The sequence below is a fragment of the Tessaracoccus bendigoensis DSM 12906 genome, assembly GCF_900141915.1.
Classification (GTDB): Bacteria; Actinomycetota; Actinomycetes; order Propionibacteriales; family Propionibacteriaceae; genus Arachnia; species Arachnia bendigoensis.
Genome location: NZ_FQZG01000033.1, coordinates 19,122 through 40,909, shown reverse-complemented (window position 1 = coordinate 40,909; position 21,788 = coordinate 19,122). Strand labels below are relative to the sequence as shown.

General features: G+C 67.0%; 19 protein-coding genes, 1 tRNA gene, 1 other RNA gene and 1 pseudogene. 17 read left to right on the top strand and 5 right to left on the bottom strand.

Going from position 1 to position 21,788, the window contains the following annotated elements; translation table 11 throughout:
• Positions 1-326: 326 nt before the first annotated feature.
• From BUC15_RS10105 to BUC15_RS10090, 5 genes and pseudogenes are all read left to right on the top strand, one after another.
• A pseudogene (locus tag BUC15_RS10105) lies at positions 327-542 on the top strand (IS3 family transposase); the annotation flags it as partial.
• 1,409 nt (positions 543-1,951) lie between these two features.
• Positions 1,952-2,395: a hypothetical protein gene (locus BUC15_RS10100; RefSeq protein WP_139280207.1), complete on the top strand. Its 444-nt coding sequence runs from the start codon at positions 1,952-1,954 to the stop codon at positions 2,393-2,395.
• On the top strand, positions 2,392-2,547 hold the full coding sequence (locus BUC15_RS19925; protein ID WP_175558297.1) for a hypothetical protein: 156 nt from the start codon (positions 2,392-2,394) through the stop codon (positions 2,545-2,547). Before BUC15_RS10100 ends, BUC15_RS19925 begins: the two co-directional genes overlap by 4 nt.
• Complete coding sequence (locus tag BUC15_RS10095; protein WP_073187793.1) at positions 2,544-3,611, top strand: ArdC-like ssDNA-binding domain-containing protein; 1,068 nt, start codon at positions 2,544-2,546, stop codon at positions 3,609-3,611. The genes BUC15_RS19925 and BUC15_RS10095 overlap by 4 nt, the downstream gene beginning before the upstream one ends.
• Before the next feature lie 66 nt (positions 3,612-3,677).
• Positions 3,678-3,935 (top strand): helix-turn-helix domain-containing protein, encoded by a 258-nt coding sequence (locus BUC15_RS10090; RefSeq protein ID WP_073187791.1) that lies wholly within the window; start codon positions 3,678-3,680, stop codon positions 3,933-3,935.
• A 244-nt stretch (positions 3,936-4,179) separates the two neighbouring features.
• Here the strand turns inward: BUC15_RS10090 and BUC15_RS10085 are convergent.
• Both BUC15_RS10085 and BUC15_RS19920 read right to left on the bottom strand, forming a co-directional pair.
• Positions 4,180-4,267: transfer RNA gene (locus tag BUC15_RS10085), tRNA-Ser, on the bottom strand.
• A gap of 104 nt (positions 4,268-4,371) precedes the next feature.
• Entirely contained in the window at positions 4,372-5,529 is a 1,158-nt protein-coding gene (locus BUC15_RS19920; RefSeq protein WP_245787943.1) for a L,D-transpeptidase, read from the bottom strand.
• A 241-nt stretch (positions 5,530-5,770) separates the two neighbouring features.
• On the opposite strand from BUC15_RS19920, the gene ffs reads away from it, so the two are divergent.
• The 8 genes from ffs to BUC15_RS10040 all read left to right on the top strand — a co-directional run bounded on the left by ffs (position 5,771) and on the right by BUC15_RS10040 (position 12,730).
• Positions 5,771-5,867, top strand: an RNA gene (ffs, locus tag BUC15_RS10075) — signal recognition particle sRNA small type.
• A 124-nt stretch (positions 5,868-5,991) separates the two neighbouring features.
• Entirely contained in the window at positions 5,992-8,151 is a 2,160-nt protein-coding gene (locus BUC15_RS10070) for a DNA polymerase III subunit gamma and tau (RefSeq protein ID WP_084189499.1), read from the top strand.
• 37 nt (positions 8,152-8,188) lie between these two features.
• Positions 8,189-8,506, top strand: a complete 318-nt coding sequence (locus BUC15_RS10065) for a YbaB/EbfC family nucleoid-associated protein (RefSeq protein ID WP_073187787.1) — start codon at positions 8,189-8,191, stop codon at positions 8,504-8,506.
• Between the two features lie 13 nt (positions 8,507-8,519).
• Positions 8,520-9,134, top strand: coding sequence for a recombination mediator RecR (gene recR / locus BUC15_RS10060; RefSeq protein ID WP_073187785.1), 615 nt, complete (start codon positions 8,520-8,522; stop codon positions 9,132-9,134).
• A gap of 8 nt (positions 9,135-9,142) precedes the next feature.
• Positions 9,143-10,054, top strand: coding sequence for an aminoglycoside phosphotransferase family protein (locus BUC15_RS10055; protein WP_217652194.1), 912 nt, complete (start codon positions 9,143-9,145; stop codon positions 10,052-10,054).
• Positions 10,055-10,161: 107 nt separating this feature from the next.
• Positions 10,162-11,088, top strand: coding sequence for an ABC transporter ATP-binding protein (locus BUC15_RS10050; protein ID WP_073187779.1), 927 nt, complete (start codon positions 10,162-10,164; stop codon positions 11,086-11,088).
• The gene (locus tag BUC15_RS10045; protein WP_073187777.1) at positions 11,085-11,912 is read left to right on the top strand and encodes an ABC transporter permease; all 828 of its coding nucleotides are present in this window, start codon (positions 11,085-11,087) and stop codon (positions 11,910-11,912) included. The genes BUC15_RS10050 and BUC15_RS10045 overlap by 4 nt, the downstream gene beginning before the upstream one ends.
• Complete coding sequence (locus tag BUC15_RS10040; protein WP_073187775.1) at positions 11,909-12,730, top strand: ABC transporter permease; 822 nt, start codon at positions 11,909-11,911, stop codon at positions 12,728-12,730. Before BUC15_RS10045 ends, BUC15_RS10040 begins: the two co-directional genes overlap by 4 nt.
• Here the strand turns inward: BUC15_RS10040 and BUC15_RS10035 are convergent.
• Complete coding sequence (locus BUC15_RS10035; RefSeq protein WP_073187772.1) at positions 12,723-13,202, bottom strand: MarR family winged helix-turn-helix transcriptional regulator; 480 nt, start codon at positions 13,200-13,202, stop codon at positions 12,723-12,725. The two genes, BUC15_RS10040 and BUC15_RS10035, sit on opposite strands and share 8 nt — an antisense overlap.
• Positions 13,203-13,310: 108 nt before the next feature.
• On the opposite strand from BUC15_RS10035, the gene BUC15_RS10030 reads away from it, so the two are divergent.
• Positions 13,311-16,145, top strand: a complete 2,835-nt coding sequence (locus BUC15_RS10030) for a cation-translocating P-type ATPase (protein WP_073187770.1) — start codon at positions 13,311-13,313, stop codon at positions 16,143-16,145.
• Between the two features lie 68 nt (positions 16,146-16,213).
• Positions 16,214-16,597, top strand: coding sequence for a hypothetical protein (locus tag BUC15_RS10025; protein WP_073187768.1), 384 nt, complete (start codon positions 16,214-16,216; stop codon positions 16,595-16,597).
• Positions 16,598-16,993: 396 nt separating this feature from the next.
• Here BUC15_RS10025 and BUC15_RS10020 read toward each other — a convergent pair whose 3' ends face one another.
• Positions 16,994-18,034 carry a Gfo/Idh/MocA family protein gene (locus BUC15_RS10020; RefSeq protein WP_073187765.1) on the bottom strand — a complete coding sequence of 347 codons (1,041 nt, stop codon included), beginning with the start codon at positions 18,032-18,034 and terminating at the stop codon, positions 16,994-16,996.
• Positions 18,035-18,394: 360 nt separating this feature from the next.
• The gene (locus tag BUC15_RS10015; protein WP_073187763.1) at positions 18,395-20,287 is read right to left on the bottom strand and encodes a phosphoenolpyruvate carboxykinase (GTP); all 1,893 of its coding nucleotides are present in this window, start codon (positions 20,285-20,287) and stop codon (positions 18,395-18,397) included.
• Positions 20,288-20,399: 112 nt separating this feature from the next.
• Here BUC15_RS10015 and BUC15_RS10010 point away from each other — a divergent pair, with 112 nt between their 5' ends.
• Complete coding sequence (locus BUC15_RS10010) at positions 20,400-21,017, top strand: hypothetical protein (protein ID WP_139280206.1); 618 nt, start codon at positions 20,400-20,402, stop codon at positions 21,015-21,017.
• Positions 21,017-21,733: a hypothetical protein gene (locus BUC15_RS10005; protein WP_073187760.1), complete on the top strand. Its 717-nt coding sequence runs from the start codon at positions 21,017-21,019 to the stop codon at positions 21,731-21,733. Before BUC15_RS10010 ends, BUC15_RS10005 begins: the two co-directional genes overlap by 1 nt.
• Positions 21,734-21,788: the final 55 nt, after the last annotated feature.

Genomic DNA, 21,788 nt, shown 5'->3' with positions numbered 1-21,788 from the left:
ACGAGCCGAGCCGTGCCGCCGCGCGGACATGGTTACGCTGCGTGGTCGAGGCGTAACCCTGCTCGACAAGCCAATCGATCAGATCCACCATCACGGCTGCAAGAGGACCGGCAGGCCGACGCGGCCAGATCCTCGCATGCCAACCACCCGCCGGAGGGCCAGCAGAACAACCCTCAAGCTGAATCGGAGAACCCATGACCCACCCCTCCCGTCCGGAAAAGGGCAGGCTCTCACGCCGCGATTATGCCGACAACCCCCCGACCCAACCAGTTCCGACAAGGGCAGACGTGGTCACGGTCGGCATAATCCACACGTCGGCATAAGCCATCAACGGCTACTACAAGACCGAACTGGTCCGCGGTCCCGCCCGATCCGGTCCCTGGAAGAGCGTCGAGGACCTCGAGCTCGCGACCCTCGGATGGGTGCATTGGCACAACACCACACGCCTTCACGGATACCTCGGCGACATCCCACCCGCCGAGTTCGAGAACACGTTCTATGCTGCACAAACCGACCATCAACAGCTGGTAGGAATCAAATAGGGCGAGTCTCTATCAAACCCATTGCGGTTCAATCCGGCCAACGCGCCTACCCTACCGGCCGGCTCCAAGAAAATACGCGGGCTTCGGCGCGCGCACCGGCGGCTTTCCCCGCGCGCATGGTCGGGCTGGTTATCGCGGAGCCACGCCGCAGCGCGCTCGCCCAGATTGGTCAGAGGGCCGTTGGGTTCGCTGGGAGGCCGCCATCGCGCAACTCCGATGGGCGGGTCGCGTGTGGTGTCTGGTTCCATCGCGTACCGGCTGTCGGCAAACGCACGACGGATGGTGAGCGCCGGCACCGCAGCGGTCGTGTGGGGGCTCCGACAGCGCCTGGATGGTTTCGGCCAGCCCGGCATGCGCGACCGCTGCCTGCGAACGCAGCTCGGTGCTCCTCTCGTCGAACAGGTGGTGGGTCTGGTGCTTCGCCTCATCGACGACTGCCGCCGCCTCGTCTTGAGCGGTGCCGGCCACGTCGGCGACCGCTACGGGCGCTCAAGACGTTCCCGCTCAGGCACCCATAGGGGGCCGCTTCACGTCCGTCGCTGGCCGGGGGAGGGACGCTGCGGGGTCATGCGTCGCGGAAGCGGCCATCCAGCACTGCATCGCCGACGGGCTAAGACACCAACACCAAACGTCGTCCCATGGCCGAGCAGCTCGCGGCTACCGGTGACGTGGCCACTCTTCGTGCCCGGCGCAGTGCACCAGCACGCTGAGCATCAGAGGCAAGCCTTCACCACCTGCAGCCCGGTTAGGGGACCGCTCATCGTGTGGCAGGAGCATGCTGCCCGTCAACTTTGGGGACTGTCCGCAGATCGGCAGTTGTTGACCGAGTTCGCCCACCACGTCGACTTCCGCACCTGGGCATTATGAGTGCGCTTGCATGACCATGTGTGAAGCGCGTCTCGAGGCCGCGCTGGGCCCCGCCAGACGGGCTCAGGTCAGGGGTAGGTGCGTGAGGACGCGACCGCCGGATGCGCAGGCACCGTGGTGGTGAACGGCTTGGTCGGCTTCCTCTGGGCGGGGGCCTGGTGCCGGACACACTTGGCGTAGAGCAGGATGAAGGGCCGGGGTGCCGGTCTTGCCCACCCCCAAGAAGATGACGGTAGCGACCCGGCCCTTGCGTGGAGGATCGTACGCCGCTGGCGTCCTCGACTCGTAAAGTGTCCGTGGCTGCCGATCCAGTACTTCCATCCACGCCCCGGTGTCTGTTCATCGACCCCGTCCGAGACCCTGAGTTCCTGTTCCGGCCGCCCGTGGCGGAGCCATATAGGCCGTCGGCGCTCTCGGGCGGACCAGCCATGGGGAGACAGGACGTCCAAATCGACCGCGACCAAGTGGGTTGTGTCCACCGAGAGAGGCGGCGTCCCGTTATGCGGGATGGGAGGTTCGCGAGCCCGGCGAAGGAGACCGACATGAACGACGACGCCCATCGCCTCGCCATCCGAATCGGGTTGTGGCTTCAATGGGCCGACGCCCACGGCGTCCACTACGACGACTCTGGCGAGTCGTTCGACGACGAGGCCCGCGACTACTACCAGACAGGCGAGGCCTACCGCGAGCTCCTGACTCCCGCACTGCGAGTGGATGGCCTCAGCGCGACGCATCAGGCGGCGGTGAACACCGCGTGCGCGCGGGCACTGCTCGTCGAGGCCGCCATCGAAGGACGGGGCGGTGACCTCGACCTCTACGTCGACCCCGTCCAGGTCCGCGACCCGAACGGACGGATCGTGCCGCCACAGGAGAGGCCCAAGGCGATGGGGGAGTGGGAGGGCGTGGCGCTGGTCCCGTTCGCGGCCCCCGAGGAACCTGCGCAGCAGCACGACGCACGGACCACTGACAGGGGGTACCGGCCGTGACCGAACCCGTGCTCTCACTCCCCGACGTCCCGCTCATCATCGAAGATCTCCTCGTCCGGGCCAAGCAGTTGGCCGACGCCGGTGCACGCCGCGAAGCGATCGAGGAGATTCTCGACCAGGTCGCCGCCCTCCGGGACGGCCTCGACTCATGACCGGCTATCGCAGGCCTGTCAGCGATGCAGATCGAGCCGCGGCTGCGGAAGCCCGGCAGGCGACGCTGGACAAGCTCCATTCCCAGCTCTGCGACGGCATCCTGGCGCTCAACGACCCGCAGGCGTGGCAGGCGTGGCTAAAGTTCTCCAGCCAGTTCCACCGCTACTCCTTCGGGAACTCCCTTCTGATCATGCTTCAGGACCCCCAGGCCACCCACGTGGCCGGCTACCAGGCGTTCAAAGCCATGGGGCGCCAGGTGCGCCGCGGCGAGACCGGCATCAAGGTCCTCGCCCCGATCACGCGCCGTGAACCCCGCCTCGACGACGCCGGCCAACCGGTGCGCGACGACCAGGACCACGTCCTGCACCGGACCCACGTGGTCGCGACCAAGCCCGTCACGGTGTTCGACATCCGCCAGACGGACGGTCCTCCTCTACCTGACCCCAAGATCGGTGAGGCGACCCTCCTGACCGGCCAAGCTCCTAGCGGACTATGGGATCGCCTCCAAGGTCTCCTCGGAGAACGGGGATTCGAGGTACGTCGCGGCGCGGACCTCGGTGGGCCGAACGGCTACACCGACCTCGGCCGGGGGCTCGTCATGGTCCGCGATGACGTCGACGACGCTCAGGCCGTCAAGACCCTCGTCCACGAGGCCGGTCACGTGCTCCTTCACCAGGGCCAAGGCAGCCGCGACTGCCGTGGAATCCTCGAAGTGGAAGCCGAATCCGTCGCATATATGGTGACCAACGCCCACGGCCTCGACTCCAGCCAGTACACCTTCAACTACGTCGCCGGCTGGGCCCTCAACGCGGTGACCGAGCAGCGCGACCTCGCCGAGATCCTCCGCAGCACAGGCCAGCGAGTCATTGGCGCGGCCGACCTCATCCTCCAAGCCACGCAGCCGGCGCCCACCATCACCGACGGAGCGCTCGACGCCCTGGAGTCGGAGGTTCGAACCCAAGTCGACCCGACCAGATGGGAAGTCGCGCCTGCCGTCGCCGAGTCACCCCCGCAGGTGTCACCTCCAAGTCGCGCCGTCCCAGCGCCCGCCTTGTCTCTCTGACGAGTCGCCATCCGACGGTCACGCACCAACCCGACCTTCCATCCCGACACCGAGAGGAAACTCGCCATGTCGCTCCCCATCTCGCCCACCTGGGGTCAACCCGTGCCCGAATGGCTGTCATTGCAGCAAGCGGCCGCCGTGTACGGCGTGAGTGTCGACACGCTGCGGCGACGCATCGCCTCAGGGAAGCTCCGGGCGTCAAGGTTCGGCGTGAGGCTCATCCGAGTTCGCGTCGAGGATCTCGACAGGCTGTTCCGGCCCATCCCCACGGGCGATGACCTCACTGACCGACGGGCCCGTGCGCGCAATCAACGCACCTGGTAGGAAGCCCACTGATCGTCCTCTTCGGCGCCGCGCACCTCATGGTGCGCGGCGCTCGTGCCGGCGGCGGCGGAGCGGTGTGACCCCACGTCACCCGGATCCAGGGCAGCCCTGCCAAGGCGCCCTCAAGCGCGCGGGGAGAACATGCCACGAAAACTCGGGGCACACTCGGGGCACGAATCGTGCTCCAGGGCGCCAACAGTCCCGAAAACGAGGATTCCCGCCCTAGTCAGAGCGGGAATCGTGGTGGCGGAGGATACGAGATTCGAACTCGTGAGGGCGTAAACCCAACCCGCTTTCCAAGCGAGCGCCATAGGCCTCTAGGCGAATCCTCCGTCGGGAACCTTACCGGAGTGCGGGCGTCGACCCAAAATCGCAGACGCAGAAGGGGCGCGCCCTCACGGACGCGCCCCTTCCGGTTCGGGTGAAGCCGGGTCGGTCAGTTGTAGACGATCACCTTGTCGCCGACGCGGGCCAGGTCGAACAGGCGGGCCAGCGCCGCCTTGTTGCGGACGTTGACGCAGCCGTGCGACGCACCGTTGTAGCCGCGGGCGGCGAAGTCGGCCGAGTAGTGGATGGCCTGGCCGCCGCTGAAGAACATCGCGTACGGCATGGCCGTGTGGTACAGGCTGGAGACGTGGTTGCGGGACTTCCAGTTGACCTGGAACGAGCCGTTGCGGGTGGGCGTCAGCTCAGAGCCGAAGCGCACGTCCAGCACCGTGTCGATCTTGCCGTTGACGACCCATGCCATCTTGCGCTGGTTCTTCGAGATGCAGAACGCGCGGCCCGTCATGCAGCGCGCATCGAGCCGGAAGCCGCTCTGGGTGGACGGGTTGGTGATGATCGGCTTGGGGGTGGTCGCGGAAGGGACGCCAGCGGGCATCGGAGCGGTTGCGGGGATCTTCTTCACCCACGGCACCGAAGCCGTCTCGAAGCGGACGATCCCGTTGAAGATCTCCTTCGTCACCTGGGTGACCTTGCCGTTGTTCAGCGAAGCGACGGTCGCGACGTTGTAGTTGCGGCACGCGCCCTTACCCGTGGCCTGGGTGTCGCACTCGGTGCGCCATTTGCGGCCGTCGGCGGCGGTCCACGTGTGGTTGGGCGTGGCCAGCGGGTTGGTGGTCCACACGGACCTGGGAGACGGCAGATAGGTGAGGTTGTTGTGTACCCAGGCGTTCTGCGTGTACCACTGCCCATTCGAGAGGAAGACCCTCGACGCGTAGATGCTGGTGCGGCAGCGCACCGTCGTCGAAGAGTACATCTCGCACTGCGTGAACCAGTACCGGCCGTTGACGAGGTGGTACCCGGGGGTCACGTACAGAGCCTCCGACGGCGGGAGCGGGGCTGCGGGCTGAGCGACGATCGGCTTCGCCGCGGTCCGGGTGGCCGTCGCGCTCGGGGTCGGCGTCGCGGGCCGGGTGGCCGCGACGCTGGGGGCCGGAGCGGCGGTGCTAGGGGCCGGAGCGGTCGCGGACGGTGACGAGTTGACGGTCGGTGTTGTCGTAGGTGACGGTGACGGGGTGTCCGCCTGTGCGAGCGGGGCGCCCAGTGTCATGGCCAGGGCCGCTGCGACAACGGCAATAACCTTCTTGCGCATGGTGGTGAATCCTCCCTGAATGTGCGTGGCCATCGTAAGCCGCGGATCGGCTCGGAACTAATCCCCGGCAACTGGGGCCCTTCATCTCTGTATACGTCCCTTCAAGGCTCTACGGTTGCATCCGGTTGCCCCGAGGTGCGGCCCGAGCGTCAAACCGTGCGGTCCAACCGGCGCAGGTCGGCGCCGATGCGCCGTGCCGATGGCGGATCTGCAGTTGCTTTCATCATGGGCTAGACTCTCCACAGGTTCCTCGCGCGGCGGTATCTCGCCCAACTCCCCCAGGGTCGGAAGGCAGCAAGGGTAAGTGAGCTCTTCCGGGTGCGCGAGGGGCCCTTTATCTTCTCCTCGTGAATTGTCTGCGAGCTGAAATAGGATCAACGGGTGGACGAAGACTACGACGAGGACGAGTACGGCGCGCTCGATGAGGGCTACGGTTCGGCCGAACTCCCCGACTTTCAGCCCATGGAAGGGCCGGGGCTCTTCGACGAGCCTGAGCCCGTCGCCCCCGAGCAGACGGGGCCAGGGCTCTACGCCCCCGAACAGACAGGCCCAGGGCTGTTTGCAGATGATGAGCCGACAGAGCCCGAACCCGTGACGGCGCCAAGCGCCCGAAGTGCGGCTGCGGCCCCGGCGCGGGCCCCGGAGGCCCCCCTGGCGCTATATCGCAGGTACCGGCCAGACACCTTCGCCGAGGTCATCGGGCAAGACCATGTGACGGTGCCCTTGCAGCGCGCGCTGACCAACAACCGGGTCAACCACGCCTACCTGTTCTCCGGCCCTAGGGGGTGCGGCAAGACGACGTCCGCCCGCATCCTGGCCCGCTGCCTGAACTGTGAACAGGGCCCCACCCCGAAGCCGTGCGGCGTGTGCCAGTCCTGCCTCGACCTCGCCCGTGGGGGGCCGGGCTCGATCGATGTGATCGAGATCGACGCAGCGTCACACGGTGGTGTCGACGACGCCCGCGACCTGCGCGAGCGTGCATACTTCGCACCGGTCGCCAGCCGCTACAAGATCTACATCATCGATGAGGCCCACATGGTCACCCCGCAGGGCTTCAACGCCCTGCTGAAGCTGGTGGAAGAGCCGCCGCCGCACACCAAGTTCATCTTCGCCACCACCGAGCCGGAGAAGGTGATCGGCACCATCCGGTCCCGCACGCACCACTACCCGTTCAGGCTGGTGCCGCCGAAGGTGCTCGGCGACTATCTTGAGCACCTCTGTGAGGTGGAGGGCGTCGTCGTCGAACACTCCGCGATTCCGCTCGTGGTGAGGGCAGGGGCCGGTTCGGTGCGCGACTCGCTCTCGGTGCTCGACCAACTCCTCGGCGGCGCCGGAGAAGACGGGGTCAGCCACGGACAGGCGGCCGCCCTGCTCGGATACACCCCAGACGCACTGCTGGACGAGATCATGGATGCGTTCGCCGCAGGGGATGCCGCCGGCGTGTTCCGCTCGGTCGACAAGGTGATCGAGGTCGGTCAGGATCCGCGTCGGTTCGCCGAGGACCTGCTTCGTCGACTCCGAGACCTGGTGATCCTCGCCGCGGTCCCCGAGGCTGCCACCAACGGCATCCTGGACATCGCCGCCGACCAGGCACAGCGCCTCCAGACCCAGGTTGCGGGCATGGGTGCCGGGGAACTGACCCGCGCCGCCGAGGTCATCGCGACCGGGCTGACGGAGATGCGCGGCACAACCGCACCCCGACTCCATCTCGAGTTGATGTGTTCGAGGGTCCTGCTGCCTGGAGCGGATACCGACGAGCGCGGCCTGCATGCCCGAATGGATCGGCTCGAGCGACGGGTCGGGATGATGGGTGACGGCCAACCGGCCCCCGCGTCCCAGTGGCCCGACATTGCGGCAGCACCCACGCAAGCCAAGCCCGCCGGAAAGGCCGAGCACTCAAGCCCCCCGCCACCCACGGCGGCCGCACCGAGGCGGGAACCTGCCGCGCCTGAATCGCGCCAGCAACCTCCGGCTCCTGAGGCGCCCCGGGAGGCCGTCCAGGAACAGCGCGCCCCAGGTCAGGCACCACGGCAGCGCCCCGCGGGGGCACCACCTGTTGGGAGGGGGCAGGAGATGCCCGAGCCTGCCGTCGCACCGTCGGCTCAACACGGCACGCGGCCCTCAGCGCCTTCAGGCCAACTCACCGCGGCCGAGTTGCGGCGCGTCTGGCCCAACGTCCTTGACGAGGTGAAACGCCGCCGCCGGTTCACCCACATGCTGCTCAGCCAGCACGCCCAGGTTGTCGATGTCGCCGACGGCGCCCTCACGCTCGGGTTCTCGGGCCCGGGCCCTCGTGAGAACTTCGGGCAGGGTGGCAGCGTCGATATTCTGGCCGACTCGCTCATCGAGGTGATCGGTGTCGAGTTGCGGATCAACCCCGTCGTCTCAGGCGACACCCCCGACGAGCCTGCCCCTCGGGCGCAGCGACCATCCGGCACCCCGGCAGCCACGGTGGAAAGACCCGAACCGCGCCCCGAACCTGCTCCGCCGGTACCACCACCGACCGAGCCCGAAGTGTCGGCCGACGACGAGGTGCTGGACGCCACCCATAACGCTGAGGAGCTACTCAGCAACACCTTCGCCGCCGAGCTCATCTCGGTGCGTGAGGCGGAGGAACGCTGAGCTCATATGCTTGTACCCAGACGAAACAGGAGAAGAGATGTTTGGTGATTTCGATCTGAACTCGCTCATGCAGCAGGCGCAGAAGCTGCAGGAGGACGTCGAACGCGCCCAACGGGAGCTTGAGAGCAAGGAGTTCGAAGCGTCGGCAGGTGGCGACCTGGTCAGCGTGCGGATCAACGGTCGCGGCGAGCTGCAGCACGTCGGCATCTCGCCCGAGGCCTGGGATCCGGAAGACCCCGACACGCTGTCGGCCCTGATCATCGCCGCATTCCGTGCGGCCAAGTCGGAAGCGGACGGCGCCATGGCCGCCGCCATGCCCGATCTCCCACAGCTCCCCGGCATGCCGGGGATGTGAGGCTGAACCAGCCGTGTATGAAGGCCCCATCCAGGACCTGATCGACGAACTCAGCCGCCTCCCCGGGATCGGGCCGCGCGGCGCTTCGCGGATCGCGTTCCATCTCCTCGACGCACCCGAGGAGGACGTTTTCGCGCTCGCCGATACGCTTCGACGCGTCAAGGAGTCCTGCAGATTCTGCGAGGTCTGCTTCAACATCTCATCCGAGGAACGGTGCCGGGTCTGCCGCGACCCTCGCCGCGACCGCAGCCTGCTGTGTGTCGTCGAGGAGTCCAAGGACGTCGTCGCGATCGAACGGACCAACGAGTTCCGGGGGCTCTACCACGTGCTGGGCGGGTCGATCTCGCCGATCGACGGGCGCGGCCCTGCCGATCTGCACTCCCGTGAGCTCTTCCAGCGCCTGGCCGACGGTGAGGTGCAGGAGGTGATCCTCGCCACGGACCCCGACACGCAGGGCGAGGCGACCGCAGCGTACCTCAGCCGGATGTTGCGTGACTTCGGGGTGAGGGTCACGCGGCCAGCCAGCGGGCTCCCGGTCGGTGGCGATATCGAGTATGCCGACCAGGTCACCCTGGGCCGAGCCTTCGAAGGCCGTCGTGCGATGTTCGAGCCGGAGCGGGTCATCTGACCAGCCTCGTGCCGGCCTCGTTCCACGCGTTGCTCGGCGGACGACTCCCCGACGAGCCCGGGGGAGAAGCCGGTGAGCATTGGGTGGCCAGGCTTCCGCAACTGATCACCGAGCACCTCGACAGGTGGGAGTTGCACCCCGATGGCGCGGCCTGGCATGGGGAGTGCGCCATGGTGCTGCCCGTGACGGCGACAGATGGCTCGCGCGCGGCCCTGAAGCTGACCTGGCCCCATGCCGAGGCGGGCCTCGAACACATCGCGCTCCGAGCCTGGGGCGGCCGGGGCGCAGTCACGTTGCTCGCGGCGCATCCCGCCGAATTCGTGCTGCTCCTTGAACGCCTCGACGGTGATCGGACCCTCAGGGAGGTCCCGATCCTCGAGGCCTGTGAGATCGTCGGCGGACTGTTCGGTGAACTCGACCGGCCATGCCCAGCCCCGGTCGCCCCCGTATCCTCGAAGGCTCCCCGCTGGCGTGAGCAACTCTCGGCCACATCGGCCTTCCTCCCCAGGAGGCTCACCGGGCAGGCCCGAGCGACCCTCGACGACCTGCTGGCAGGGGCGCCGTCACCGCGTCTGGTCCATGAGGACCTCCACGACGGCAACGTCCTAGCCGCTGACCGCGCCGACTGGCTGGCGATCGACCCGAAGCCGGTCGGAGGGGAGTGGGCCTACGCCGTTGCCCCCATCGTCTGGAACCGGCCGGGCGCGGCGGCGCGGGCGACGTCGCTGCGACGCCACGTCCAGCTGCGTGCCGACATCGTCGCGGACGTGGCGGGGCTGGATCGTGACCGGGTGTATGCATGGACGTTCGTCAGGCTCGTCCTCAATGCCGTATGGGCCGCCGACTACGCACCGGCCTCCGGCGACTTTGCAGGCCGCATGATCGCGCTGGCGAAGGCCTTCGCGGATGGGCCTGACTGACCCCGGGATAGGTCCTCGGGCGCCGTCTGCCCTTGACGAGGTGCGCCGGGAGGTCGGTGGAACTGAGGGTGGTCGAAGTGTCGGATGCTCCCGGTAGGGTGACCAGAATGGTGGCCCCGGTAATCTCTGCGCGCAGCCTCACGAAACGCTACGGCGACCTCGTGGCGGTCGATGGCATCGACTTCGACATCGAGGCAGGCGAGTCGTTCGGTTTCCTCGGTCCCAACGGGGCGGGAAAGTCGACGACCATGCGGATGATCGCTGCCACCTCCACCCGCACCTCCGGCACCCTCACCGTCCTCGGGATGGACACCAACAGCCACGGCCCCGAAATCCGGGCGCAACTCGGCATTGTGCCTCAGGGTGACCTGCTCGATGAGGAGTTGCGGGTCATCGACAACCTCGTCGTCTACGGCAGATACTTCGCGCTGCCGCGTGCCTACGTCAAGGAGCGTGCCGAGCAACTCCTCGACTTCGCCCAACTGAGGGAGAAGCGGACGGCCCGTGTCGACGGGCTCTCGGGAGGCATGAAACGCAGGCTGACCATCGCAAGGGGGCTCATCAACAACCCCAAGGTGATGCTGCTCGACGAGCCGACCACCGGCCTCGACCCGCAGGCCAGGCACATCCTCTGGGACCGCCTGTTCAGGCTCAAGGAACAGGGCACGACGCTGGTTGTCACCACGCACTTCATGGATGAGGCCGAGCAACTGTGTGACAGGCTCGTCGTCGTGGACAACGGCAGGATCGTCGCCGAGGGGTCCCCGTCCAGCCTGATCCGGGCCTACTCGACCCGCGAGGTGCTGGAGGTGCGCTTCGGCGCTGGGCGCAACGAGGCGGTCGCCTCCAGCCTCCAAGGTGTCGGGGAGCGGCTGGAGGCGCTCGCAGACCGGGTCCTGATCTACGCCGCCGACGGCGAACAGGCGTTGCAGCGAGTGCTGGATCTCGGCCTCGACCCGGTTGCGTCGCTGGTGCGGCGCTCATCCCTTGAGGACGTGTTTCTGCGTCTCACGGGCCGGAGCCTCATCGAATGAGCGCCGACATCCGCTTCGACACCTCCACCCACACCGACATCGGGAAGGTGCGCCGGTGGGGGTGGTGGGGGGTCGTCGAGCATCGCGCCCTGCTGCTTCGCAGCTACTGGACCACCATGCTCCTCACCGGGATCGGGTCGCCGTTCATCTACCTGCTCGGGATGGGCGTCGGGCTGGGGGTCCTGGTGGACGGGGGCCAGGGCATCGAGGGCGTGCCTTACCTGACCTTCCTCGCCCCCGCGCTCGTGATGGCCACCGCGATGCAGGTGGCCGCGCAGGAGAACACCTACGGTGTGTTTGGCGGGTTCAAGTGGGCCAACACGTTCACCGCGATGCGGCTCACGCCCATGAGCCCGGCCCAGATGGCGGTCGGATTCCAGGTCTCCGTCCTGCTTCGTGTACTGCCGATGGTGTTTTTCTACATGGCCGCGCTCTGGACCTTCCGGATCGGGGAACCGCTGCGGGTGCTGCTGCTCCTTCCGCTCGGAACGCTGCTCTCCCTGGCCGTCGGGTTCGCCGTCATGGCCTGGGTGGCGACCCAGAGGGACGAACGCGGCCAGTTGTCATTCGTGGAACGGTTCGTCATCGTCCCCCTCACACTGTTCTCCGGCACCTACTTCCCGCTCGACACCCTGCCGGGTTACCTGCAACCCATCGGTTGGTTCTCACCGCTGTGGCACGCGGCCGAACTGGGCCGTACCGCCCTCTACGGGGCGCCCATGGGGGCCTGGGAGGGCGTGCTGCACATCGGTTTCCTCTCGGTGCTTGCCCTGGCGACCGCAATGCTGTCAATGCGCACCTTCCGGGCGAGGCTTGACGATTGAGCACCGGAATCCAAGCCCCGCCGCCGCGCATCCGCGGCCCGCTTCGAGGCATCTATGCAGGCAACACCCGTGCGGTACTGGCACGGGGGCTGAAGGTCGTGGCCCGAAACAACTATCTGGTGGTGCTGTCCGGCTTCTTCGAGCCGGTCTTCTACCTGCTGTCCATGGGGCTGGGGCTCGGGGCACTCATCGGCACCGTCCAGTTCAACGGGCACGACATCGCCTACGCGGCCTACATCGCCCCCGCCCTGATGGCCGTGTCGGCCATGAACGGCGCGCTGTACGACTCGACGACCAACGTCTTCTTCCGGATGCGCTACGGGAAGATCTACGACCAGATGCTGTCGACGTCGCTCGGCCCCCTGGACGTCGCCCTCGGCGAGATCCTCCTCGCCCTCTTCCGGGGGCTGTTGTATGCCGGCGGGTTCATGGCGGTGACGACGCTGCTAGGGCTGAACCTGTCATGGACGGCGCTACTTGCGGTTCCCGCCGCGCTCCTGATCGCTTTCGGGTTCGCCTCGGTGGGTCTCGCCGCCACCAGCTACATGAAGAGCTTTCAACACCTCGACGTGGTTTTCTTCGTGATGCTGCCGATGTTCCTGCTGTCGGCGACGTTCTTTCCAATCGAGGTCTACCCAGAGGTGGTGCAGTGGGTGATCAAGGCGCTGCCGCTCTGGCACGCCGTCGACCTGATCCGTCAACTCACCACGGGCTTCGTCACACCCGGCCTGTTCGGGCACGTCACGTACTTCGCGGTGATGATCCTGCTGGGCGTGACCCTGGCGACCCGGCGGCTCAGGGCGCTCTTCCTCAGATAGGGGACTCGTGCCCTGAATCTGACAGGTGAGCTTCGATCGACCCGGCCAGTCTTTCGAGCGAGGTCACCAGGACGTTCTGCTCCTCCTCCGGCCAGTCGGAGATGATCTCCGAGAAGAGTCGCCTGGCATGTTCGACGGCGTCGGTGTGGGCCTTGCGTCCTGCCGGTGTGACGCTGATGATGGCGACCCGACCGTCGTTCGGGTCGGCGTTGCGGGACACGAGGCCGATCTCTTCGAGCCTTCGGACCTGGGACGTCATGGTGGACTTGTCGACCGCCTGCCACTGCGCTAGGTGCGAGATCCGGGCGGGGCCCTCAACGATCAGGTGCCGCAGGAGCCAGCTGTCAGTGGGTGTCAGCCTCTGGCCGTAGCCGTGGAGGCTGCGGAGAAACTGGTTGCGGGTCGTCAACCGGCTGATGTCGACGAGCACGGCTCGCAATCGATCCACGGCCGGGATGGCGTCCTCGCTCATCAAGTCCCCCTTTCCAGGAGCCGACTGGTTGGTAGAATCAAACCATATCCTGAGCCTGGGCCGCTCCGGCCCTGTTTCACCGGGATGCGCGAGACAAGGGGTGCCGACATGGCTGAGCCGTCTTCGAAGGCAGCAACTCATTCCGACCCCACGCTTGTGGAGGCCGGTCAGGTCGCCGAGCGACTAGAGGTCGACGTCGAGGCGGGCCTCAGCCCCGAGGAGGCGTCCAACCGGCTTGGGCGGTACGGTCCAAACGAACTGGTGTCGACCGGGCGTGACCCCGCATGGAAGCGGTTCCTGAGGCAGTTCGGCGACCCGTTGGTGTATCTGCTGCTGGTGGCGATCGTGATCTCGATGGTTGCCTGGTTCGCGGAGGGGGCCGGAGGAGTCCCGGTCGACGCCATCGTCATCGCGGCGATAGTGATCGCGAACGCGGTGATCGGGTTCGTGCAGGAGAACAAGGCGCAGGACGCCGTCGCGGCACTCTCTGACATGACGGCGGCGCACTCGACGGTGCTGCGTGGCGGCAAACTCACCGACGTCGAGTCGTCCGAGATCGTGCCAGGGGACATCCTCGTCCTCGCGGAGGGTGATGCGGTGGGTGCGGACGCGCGCCTGCTGAGTTCGTCGTCGCTCAAGATCCAGGAAGCCTCACTGACCGGGGAATCCGAGGCGGTCACCAAGCACGCTGCTGTATTGCCGGGGCCGGTGTCGCTCGGCGACAGGCTGAACATGGTCTACAAGGGGACCGCGGTGGCCCGCGGGGTCGGACGTGCGGTGGTCACCGGCACCGGGATGCAGACCGAGATGGGCCGCATCGCGACACTGCTGGATGAGACCGAGGACGAGCAGTCGCCACTGCAGAAGGAGATCGCCAAGGTCTCCAAGATGCTGGGCCTGCTGGTCATCGTCATCGCCGTGGTAGTCATGGCTGCCCTGGCGCTGATCAACGGCGTCGACTCGGCCTCGGAACTGGTCGACATCCTCCTGATGGGGGTCTCGCTCGCGGTGGCGGCGGTGCCGGAAGGCCTGCCCGCCATCCTCTCGCTGGTGCTGGCGATCGGAGTGCAACTGCTCGCGAAGCGGAACGCCGTCATGAAAGACCTGCATTCGGTTGAGACGCTCGGCTCGGTCAGCGTGATCTGCTCCGATAAGACGGGCACCCTCACTCGGAACGAGATGATGCTGTGTGAGGTGGTGACGGCGTCTGGTCGCGTGTCGCTATCTGGTACGGGCTACGAGCCCGTCGGAGAAGTGAGGTTGACGGGCAGAAACGAGGACGACGTTCTGGCTGAGGTGCAGCGCGTGCTCGCCACCGGATCGGTCGCCAACAACGCCCAACTGGAACAGGTCGATGGGCACTGGCAGATCCAGGGCGATCCGACCGAGGCTGCGTTCCTCGTCGGCGGGCGCAAGCTTGAGGGAATCAGTGAGAGGGTCGAGGGATTCCAACGACAAGGGGAGGCCCCGTTCGACTCGGATCGCAAACTCATGTCGGTTCTGGGGCACAGCCACTCTCTCGGCGTCTCACGAGTCCTCGCCAAGGGGGCGCCCGACGTCCTTCTTGAGCGTTGCGTCGCGGAGCAGGTCGGAGGCGCGACCCGCCCGCTTTCCGAGCAACGACGTGCCGACATCCTCGCCACGGTCGAGGAGCTGAATGAGCGTGGTAACCGTACCCTCGGGGTCGCCTGGCGCGACGCTACGCCGTCCGACGCCGAGGGTGGGTTCGACGAGGGCTCAGAGCGTGACCTGGTGTGGGCAGGCTTCGTGGGCATCATCGACCCGCCTCGTGAAGAGGCGGCCCAAGCGATCAGTGAAGCGCACCGAGCCGGGATCCGAACCGTGATGATCACGGGTGATCATCCGGTCACGGCGTCACGGATCGCGGCCGACCTTGGAATCGTGGAGGGTGACGAGGCCCCGCGCGCCGTCACCGGGCGGGAGCTCGACGAACTGGACGACGACGGTTGGCGTGAGGTCGTGCTGACGACGTCGGTCTACGCAAGGGTGTCGCCGGAGCACAAGCTCCGGATCGTGGACGCGCTGCAGGAGCAGCGCCTGATTGTCGCGATGACCGGCGATGGCGTCAACGACGCCCCGGCGCTGAAGTCGGCCGACATCGGCATCGCGATGGGCATCACCGGCACCGAGGTGACCAAGGAGGCCGGGGAGATGATCCTCGGCGACGACAACTACTCCACGATCGTGGAGGCCGTCCGCCAAGGTCGGGTGATCTACGACAACATCAAGAAGTTCATCCGCTACCTCCTCAGCTCGAACATGGGTGAGGTTGCGACGGTGTTCCTCGGCGTCGTGTTGGGCGGCGTGATCGGGCTGGCCGACCCCGGCAACCCGGGCGCGACCGTCGTCCCGCTGCTGGCTACGCAGATCCTGTGGATCAACCTCGTGACGGACTCCGGCCCGGCGCTGGCCATGGGCGTCGATCCGCAGATCGACGACGTGATGGCGCGCAAGCCGCGCGGCTATGACGAACGCATCATCGATGCCCACATGTGGTCGCGGATCATCTTCATCGGCGTGGTGATGGGCGTCATCAGCCTGGTCCTCTATGACCTGTGCCTGCCAGGGGGGCTGCTCGGAGGCCTTGAGTACCTGGCCCCCGCAGGGCTGGAGTTCGACGTCGCGCGCACCACGGTGTTCACGGCCCTGGTGTTCATGCAGCTGTTCAACGCGCTCAATAGTCGCTCCGACATGGGAAGCGCTTTCGACCATCTGTTCACCAACAAGTGGCTCTGGGGCTCCTTCGCCGTGGTCACCCTCGGGCAGGTCCTGGTCGTCGAGGTGCCGTTCCTGCAATCCGCCTTCGGTACGACTTCCCTTGACCCCATCCACTGGGGCATGGCGGTCTTGGCTGGTCTGGTGGTGCTCGGGGTCGAGGAGGTCGCGAAGGCGGTCCGTCGGGCACGGGCGGCGTCGCGCTGACACGTCGATCGGTGGACGGGGCGGCTGGGCTCCTGAGACCATTGGGGTGTCCGAGGAGGGGGAGGCACATGGCCAGCTGGGAGGAACTCAGGGAGTTCATGCACAGCAACTGGAGTGTGCGCGACCTCGACGAGCGGCATCTGCAGTTGGTGTTCGAGCTGCCGAGCCGGCGCGCGCAAACGGTGCTGATAGAACATGCGTCAAACGATGAGACGGATTGGGTCAAATTCAAGTCGCCGATCGGGGAGTTGACCGAGATCGACCTCTGGACTGCCGGTGAGAAGCTGGCCCAGAAGGTGGTCGGCGGGCTCATCGTCGAGGATGAGTACGTCGTGGTGACCAACGCGTTGCCCTTGTCGAGCCTCGGAGGAAACGAGGTCGTCGAGACGATGATGCGCGTCACGATGATCGCAGACGAACTCGGCGCGGCGCTCGGCACCGAGAGTCCCTGACCCCGACCGTTGGCGCGCTACCAGTGGAATCGCGCGCTTACCAGTGATGTGTCGCGCTTACCTGCGTTCTGACGCCGTCACCTGCGATAACGCTCGTCACCAGCGAAATACTGCTGGTGACGAGACACTGCGCTGGTATCGGGTGAAGATCGCTGGTGACGAGGGATATCCCTGGTGACGGGGAAGGCAGTTCAAAGGCTCGCTGCCGGGCCGCGGGTGCTCGGTCTGGCCGTCTGGCCGTCGAGGCTGTGCATAGATCTCTGTATGTGTGGAGGCGGTCGGTATATGGGGCGGCCTCGACGTATAGAGAGATTTGTGCACGGGTCTGGGACGGATTCTGGGACTGGGCCGGGTCTGAGGCAGGGGGGAGCTCGCCCTTGGTCGACGCGGGTCTGGTCAGAGCGTCTCGCCCGGAAGCAGTGCCCCGACCTGTCGACGCAACTCGTCCATCGTCTCCATCACCGCCAGTGTCTCCGACCAGGGCAGCAGCTCCGACTCGGTGCGGCCGTCGGCGATCATCCTGGAAAAGTGGGCCGCCTCGTGGCAGAGCCCGAGATGGCCGGCGATGACGGGTGGGGCCGACTCTTCGACCGAGCCGTCTCTGGAGATCACCCGGATCTGCTGAGGAGCGTAGAAGGCGCCGGGGATCTCGATGCGGGCCTCGACGCCGGAGATCAACGCGACCGTCGGGGTCCTGGCGGCCAGCGTCGTGTTGACCAGGCTGTGGGCTCCGGGGTGCGCCGCATATCCGCTGAGCAGCCCCGAGATCTGACGGTCGACTCCGGTGAACGCGCTGGTGCCTGCCGCCTGGATCTTCGCAGGGGCCCCCAGCGCCAGGTGGCTGAACGAGACCGGATAGACGCCGAGATCGAGCATCGCGCCGCCCGCCTGCGAAGGGTCGAAGAGCCGGAAGTGGGGATCCTCGGCGAACCACTGGCCGTGGTCGGCGAACAAAGCCTCGATTTCTCCGAGCGCTCCGGCTGCCAGGAGTTGACGCACGATGTCTGTGGAAGGCAGGAATCGGGTCCACATCGCCTCCATGACGGCGACCCCTGCCGCTCGTGCGGCGTCGAGGACCTGCCGGGCCTCGCCTGCATTGCGGGTGAACGCCTTCTCCACGAGCACCGGCTTGCCTGCATGGATCGCGAGCATGGCACCCGAAAGGTGTTCGCTGTGGGGAGTGGCGACGTAGACCGCGTCGACCTCGCGGTCGGCGACCAGTTGCGCGTAGCTGCCGTACGACCTTGCGGCCCCGATGCGTTGCGCGAATGCCCCGGCCCGCTCGGCGCTACGGGACCCGACGGCGACGATCCGGCTGCGCGTGTGGTTGTGGATGGCCTCGACGAAAGCCTCGGCTATCCACCCGGGGCCGATCAGGCCCCAACGGAGAGGAGGGGCGCTCATCGGGTCCGGGGTGCGTGGCGTGGGTAGGCTCATGGGTCCATTAGAGCAGGGAGCAAAGGAGTCTGTGTCCGGCGGTCGGTTGAGCCGCCTCGTGAGGGACGAACGAGGCGTGGGCGCTACCACCTGGCACACGGTGCGGGATCCTGACCGCTGGTTCTTGGGAGAGCCAGCGGTCAGGTCGAGGGTGGTTTCGTCACGGGCGGCTCGCAAGCTCGCGGCCCGGCTCAACCGGCGCGGCCCGGCTCAACCAGCGCGGCCCGGCTCAACCGGCCCAGCCCGGCTCAACCAGCCCAGCCCGGCTCAACCAGCCCAGCCCGGCTCAACCAGCCCAGCCCGGCTCAACCAGCCCAGCCCGGCTCAACCAGCCCAGCTCGGCTCAACAGCGTGCGGTTCTCAGTGGCCGAAGTTGCTCATCTCCCTTCCCAGTGCCGTCTCCAACTGGAGCAACTCGTCGACCATCTCGCGGGGCAGCCTCCAACCGAAGCTGTCGAACCAGCGTCCGATCCTCGGCACCTCATCGCGCCACTCGTGCTCCTGGTAGCCCAGCACGCCTGCCAGGTCCTCGTCAGAGATCTCGAGCCCGTCGACGTCGATGCCCCCCTCTGCGGGAAGGAGGCCGATGGGCGTCTCCATGGCGTCGACCTCACCTGCGATGCGCTGCGCGATCCACTTGAGGACACGAGAGTTCTCCCCGAATCCCGGCCACATGAACCGGCCGTCCTCGTCGCGGCGGAACCAGTTGACGTAGAAGATCTTCGGGAGCTTCGACTGTTCGGCGCCCTTGCCGATGTCGATCCAGTGCTGCACGTAGTCGGCGACGTGGTAGCCGATGAACGGCAGCATGGCCATGGGGTCACGGCGCAGCACGCCGACGGCGCCCTTGGCCGCAGCCGTCGACTCGGACGAGCAGGTCGCGCCCATGAACACCCCGTGCCTCCAGTCACGGGACTGGGTCACCAGCGGGACGGTGTTCTCGCGGCGACCGCCGAAGATGATGGCGTCGATCGGTACCCCTGCCGGATCGTGGTATTCGTCGGCCAGGATGGTGCACTGCTCGATCGGGGTGCAGAAGCGGCTGTTCGGGTGCGCAGCCTTCTCCTCGGGCCGACCTCCTTCCGGGCCGCTCTTCCCGTGCCAGGCGCGACCCTTCCAATCCGACAGCGTCTCGGGCTTGTCCTTGGTCATGCCCTCCCACCAGATGTCGCCTTCCGGGGTCATCGCGACATTGGTGAAGATCGAGTTGCCCTTCCGGATCGCCGTCATGGCGTTCGGATTCGTCTCGAAGCTGGTGCCGGGAGCCACTCCGAAGAACCCGGTCTCGGGATTCGTGGCGTATAGGCGTCCGTCCTGGCCGAACCGCATCCAGGCGATGTCGTCGCCGAGGGTCTCGACGCGCCACCCCTCGATCGTCGGGTCCAGCATGGCGAGGTTCGTCTTACCGCAGGCCGACGGGAAAGCCGCCGCGATGTGGAATGCGCGTCCCTCTGGCGAGATCAGTTTCAGGATCAGCATGTGCTCGGCCAGCCAGCCCTCGTCGCGCGCCATGACCGATGCGATCCGCAGGGCATAGCACTTCTTACCCAGCAGCGAGTTGCCGCCGTATCCCGACCCGTACGACCACACCATCTTCTCGTCGGTGAAGTGCACGATGTACTTGGTTTCGTTGCAGGGCCAGGGGACGTCGGCCTGTCCGGGTTCGAGTGGCATGCCCACCGAATGCAGGCATGGCACGAAATCGGCCTCCGTCTCTTCCATGGTCTCCAGGACCTCGCGACCCATACGGGTCATGATCCGCATGGAGAGAACGACGTAGGCGGAGTCCGACACCTCGACACCGAACTTCGGATCGGCTGCGTCGAGGTGTCCCATGCAGAAAGGCATCACGTACAGCGTCCGGCCGACCATGCAGCCGTCGTACAGATCGGACATGATCCGCTTCATCTGCGCCGGATCCATCCAGTTGTTGGTCGGGCCTGCGTTGCGCTCATCCTCGGAACAGATGAAGGTCTGGTCCTCGACCCGTGCCACGTCGTCGGGGTCGGTTCTGGCGTAGACGGAGTTGGGCACCAGTTCGTCGTTGAGCCGGATCAGGGTGCCTGACTCGATCAGTTGCCTGGCCAAGCGGTCGGCCTCCTCGGCGGAACCGTCGCAGTAGTGGATCGCATCCGGTCTGCAGAGGGCAACCACCTCGTCGAGCCAGGCGAGCAGCCGTGGGTGGGTCGGTGCGGAACCGGTGCTGGGCAGGCTGCTCCGCAGGGGTCGTCGGGATTCTGATTCGTTGAACATCGGTCTCCTCATTCGGGGGCGGGTCCTCGTTGACCGCCTCCTGCCACCCAGGGTAGCCAACGCCTGCCCCGGTGAGGTCGGAAACCGACTCAGGTCAGGTAAGGTCGCGCATGTGCGCACACCTTTGATGCTCGCAGGAGCCTGCCTGCTCGTAGCCGCACTCAGCGGTTGCGGATCGACCCCCGCCGCTACACCCAGCATGTGGACGCCCGACCCGACCCAGGCGCCGCCCACCGGTGAGGCCGAACTGGCGACAGCCGAGGCGACCGTCGGATCCGCCGAGCAGCAGTCGCAGGCACCCGAGGTCGTGCCGTCAGCCGAGGCCCCGGCCAGCAGCCTGCCACCCGTTGCGCAGCCTCCGAGGAACGGTGGCCCGTGGACGACGGTCGACGTCACCGCGACCAGCGCGTCGCAGGTCATGGCCGCCGCGTCCCTCCCCGAGACCCTGAGGGCCTTCCTCGCATCGCGGATCGGGATCGAGGACGATGCGGGGTGCACCGCCTCCGAGATCTCCGTCGATGCCGTCCACGCCGACGGGTTCGCGTTCGGCACTGAGGAATCGAACTGCGGCGGGAGCCAGGTGGTCTGGGGAATCACCGAGTCGCAATGGCACTACATCGTCGCGTTCGAGGACGCCATCCCGTGCCGGGAGTTCACGCTGAACGACGTGCCGACAGGCGTGCCAGGGCTGCGTTGTCTCGATGCCGAAGGAACGGCGGCGGACTACTGATGCGGGGTCGCCTCCCCCTCACGCCACTGCTCCTGATCGGACTGGCTGGCTGCACACCCGGCGGCAGCGCAGAACCCTCGCCCCCCATCTGGTCTGCCACCCCGGAACCGACGGCGACCCCGAGCGTGACTGCTCCACCCAACCAGCCGACCGTGTCGCCGACCCCGACGTCGCCTGTCCTGCCATCGGCCGCCAGGTCCGCGAAGGCGACTCCGGCCCCGAGCCGCAGCCCATCGGCCACCCCGAGCCGCAGCCCATCGGCCACCCCGAGTCGCAGCCCACGGGCCGCTTCGACCACGGCACCGGTCGCCGTCCCCGCGTCCACCCCAGCGCCGCAGCGCACCCAGACGGTCGCGTCACCGGAAGTCTGGAAGGACGTCGAGTCTGAGGCGACGTCGGCGGATTCCGTGGGTTCGCTCGTAGGGGTGCCGGAGAGCTTCCGAACCTACGCCGCGGGCCTTTTCAGCGGCCCCGACGCCGACGGCTGCTCGACTCTCTACATCGGTGTGATGAGCGTCCATCCGGCCGGGTTCGTGCTGGGCAGCGTCGGCGGGGACTGCGGTGGTGGTCAGGCGATCTGGGCGAACCGTGCAGGGGTGTGGGAAGAGGCGGTCGTCCTGCAGGCCGAACCCTTATGCTCGGAACTGTCATCGGCCGGGGTACCAACCGGGGTCGGGCTGCAGTGCGATGAAGGTGGCACCTCGAAGATCTGGTGACCTGAGGGCGCTCGGCCTCGGTCGGCTGCTGAATGTGCGCTGCGCCCCGTCCCGG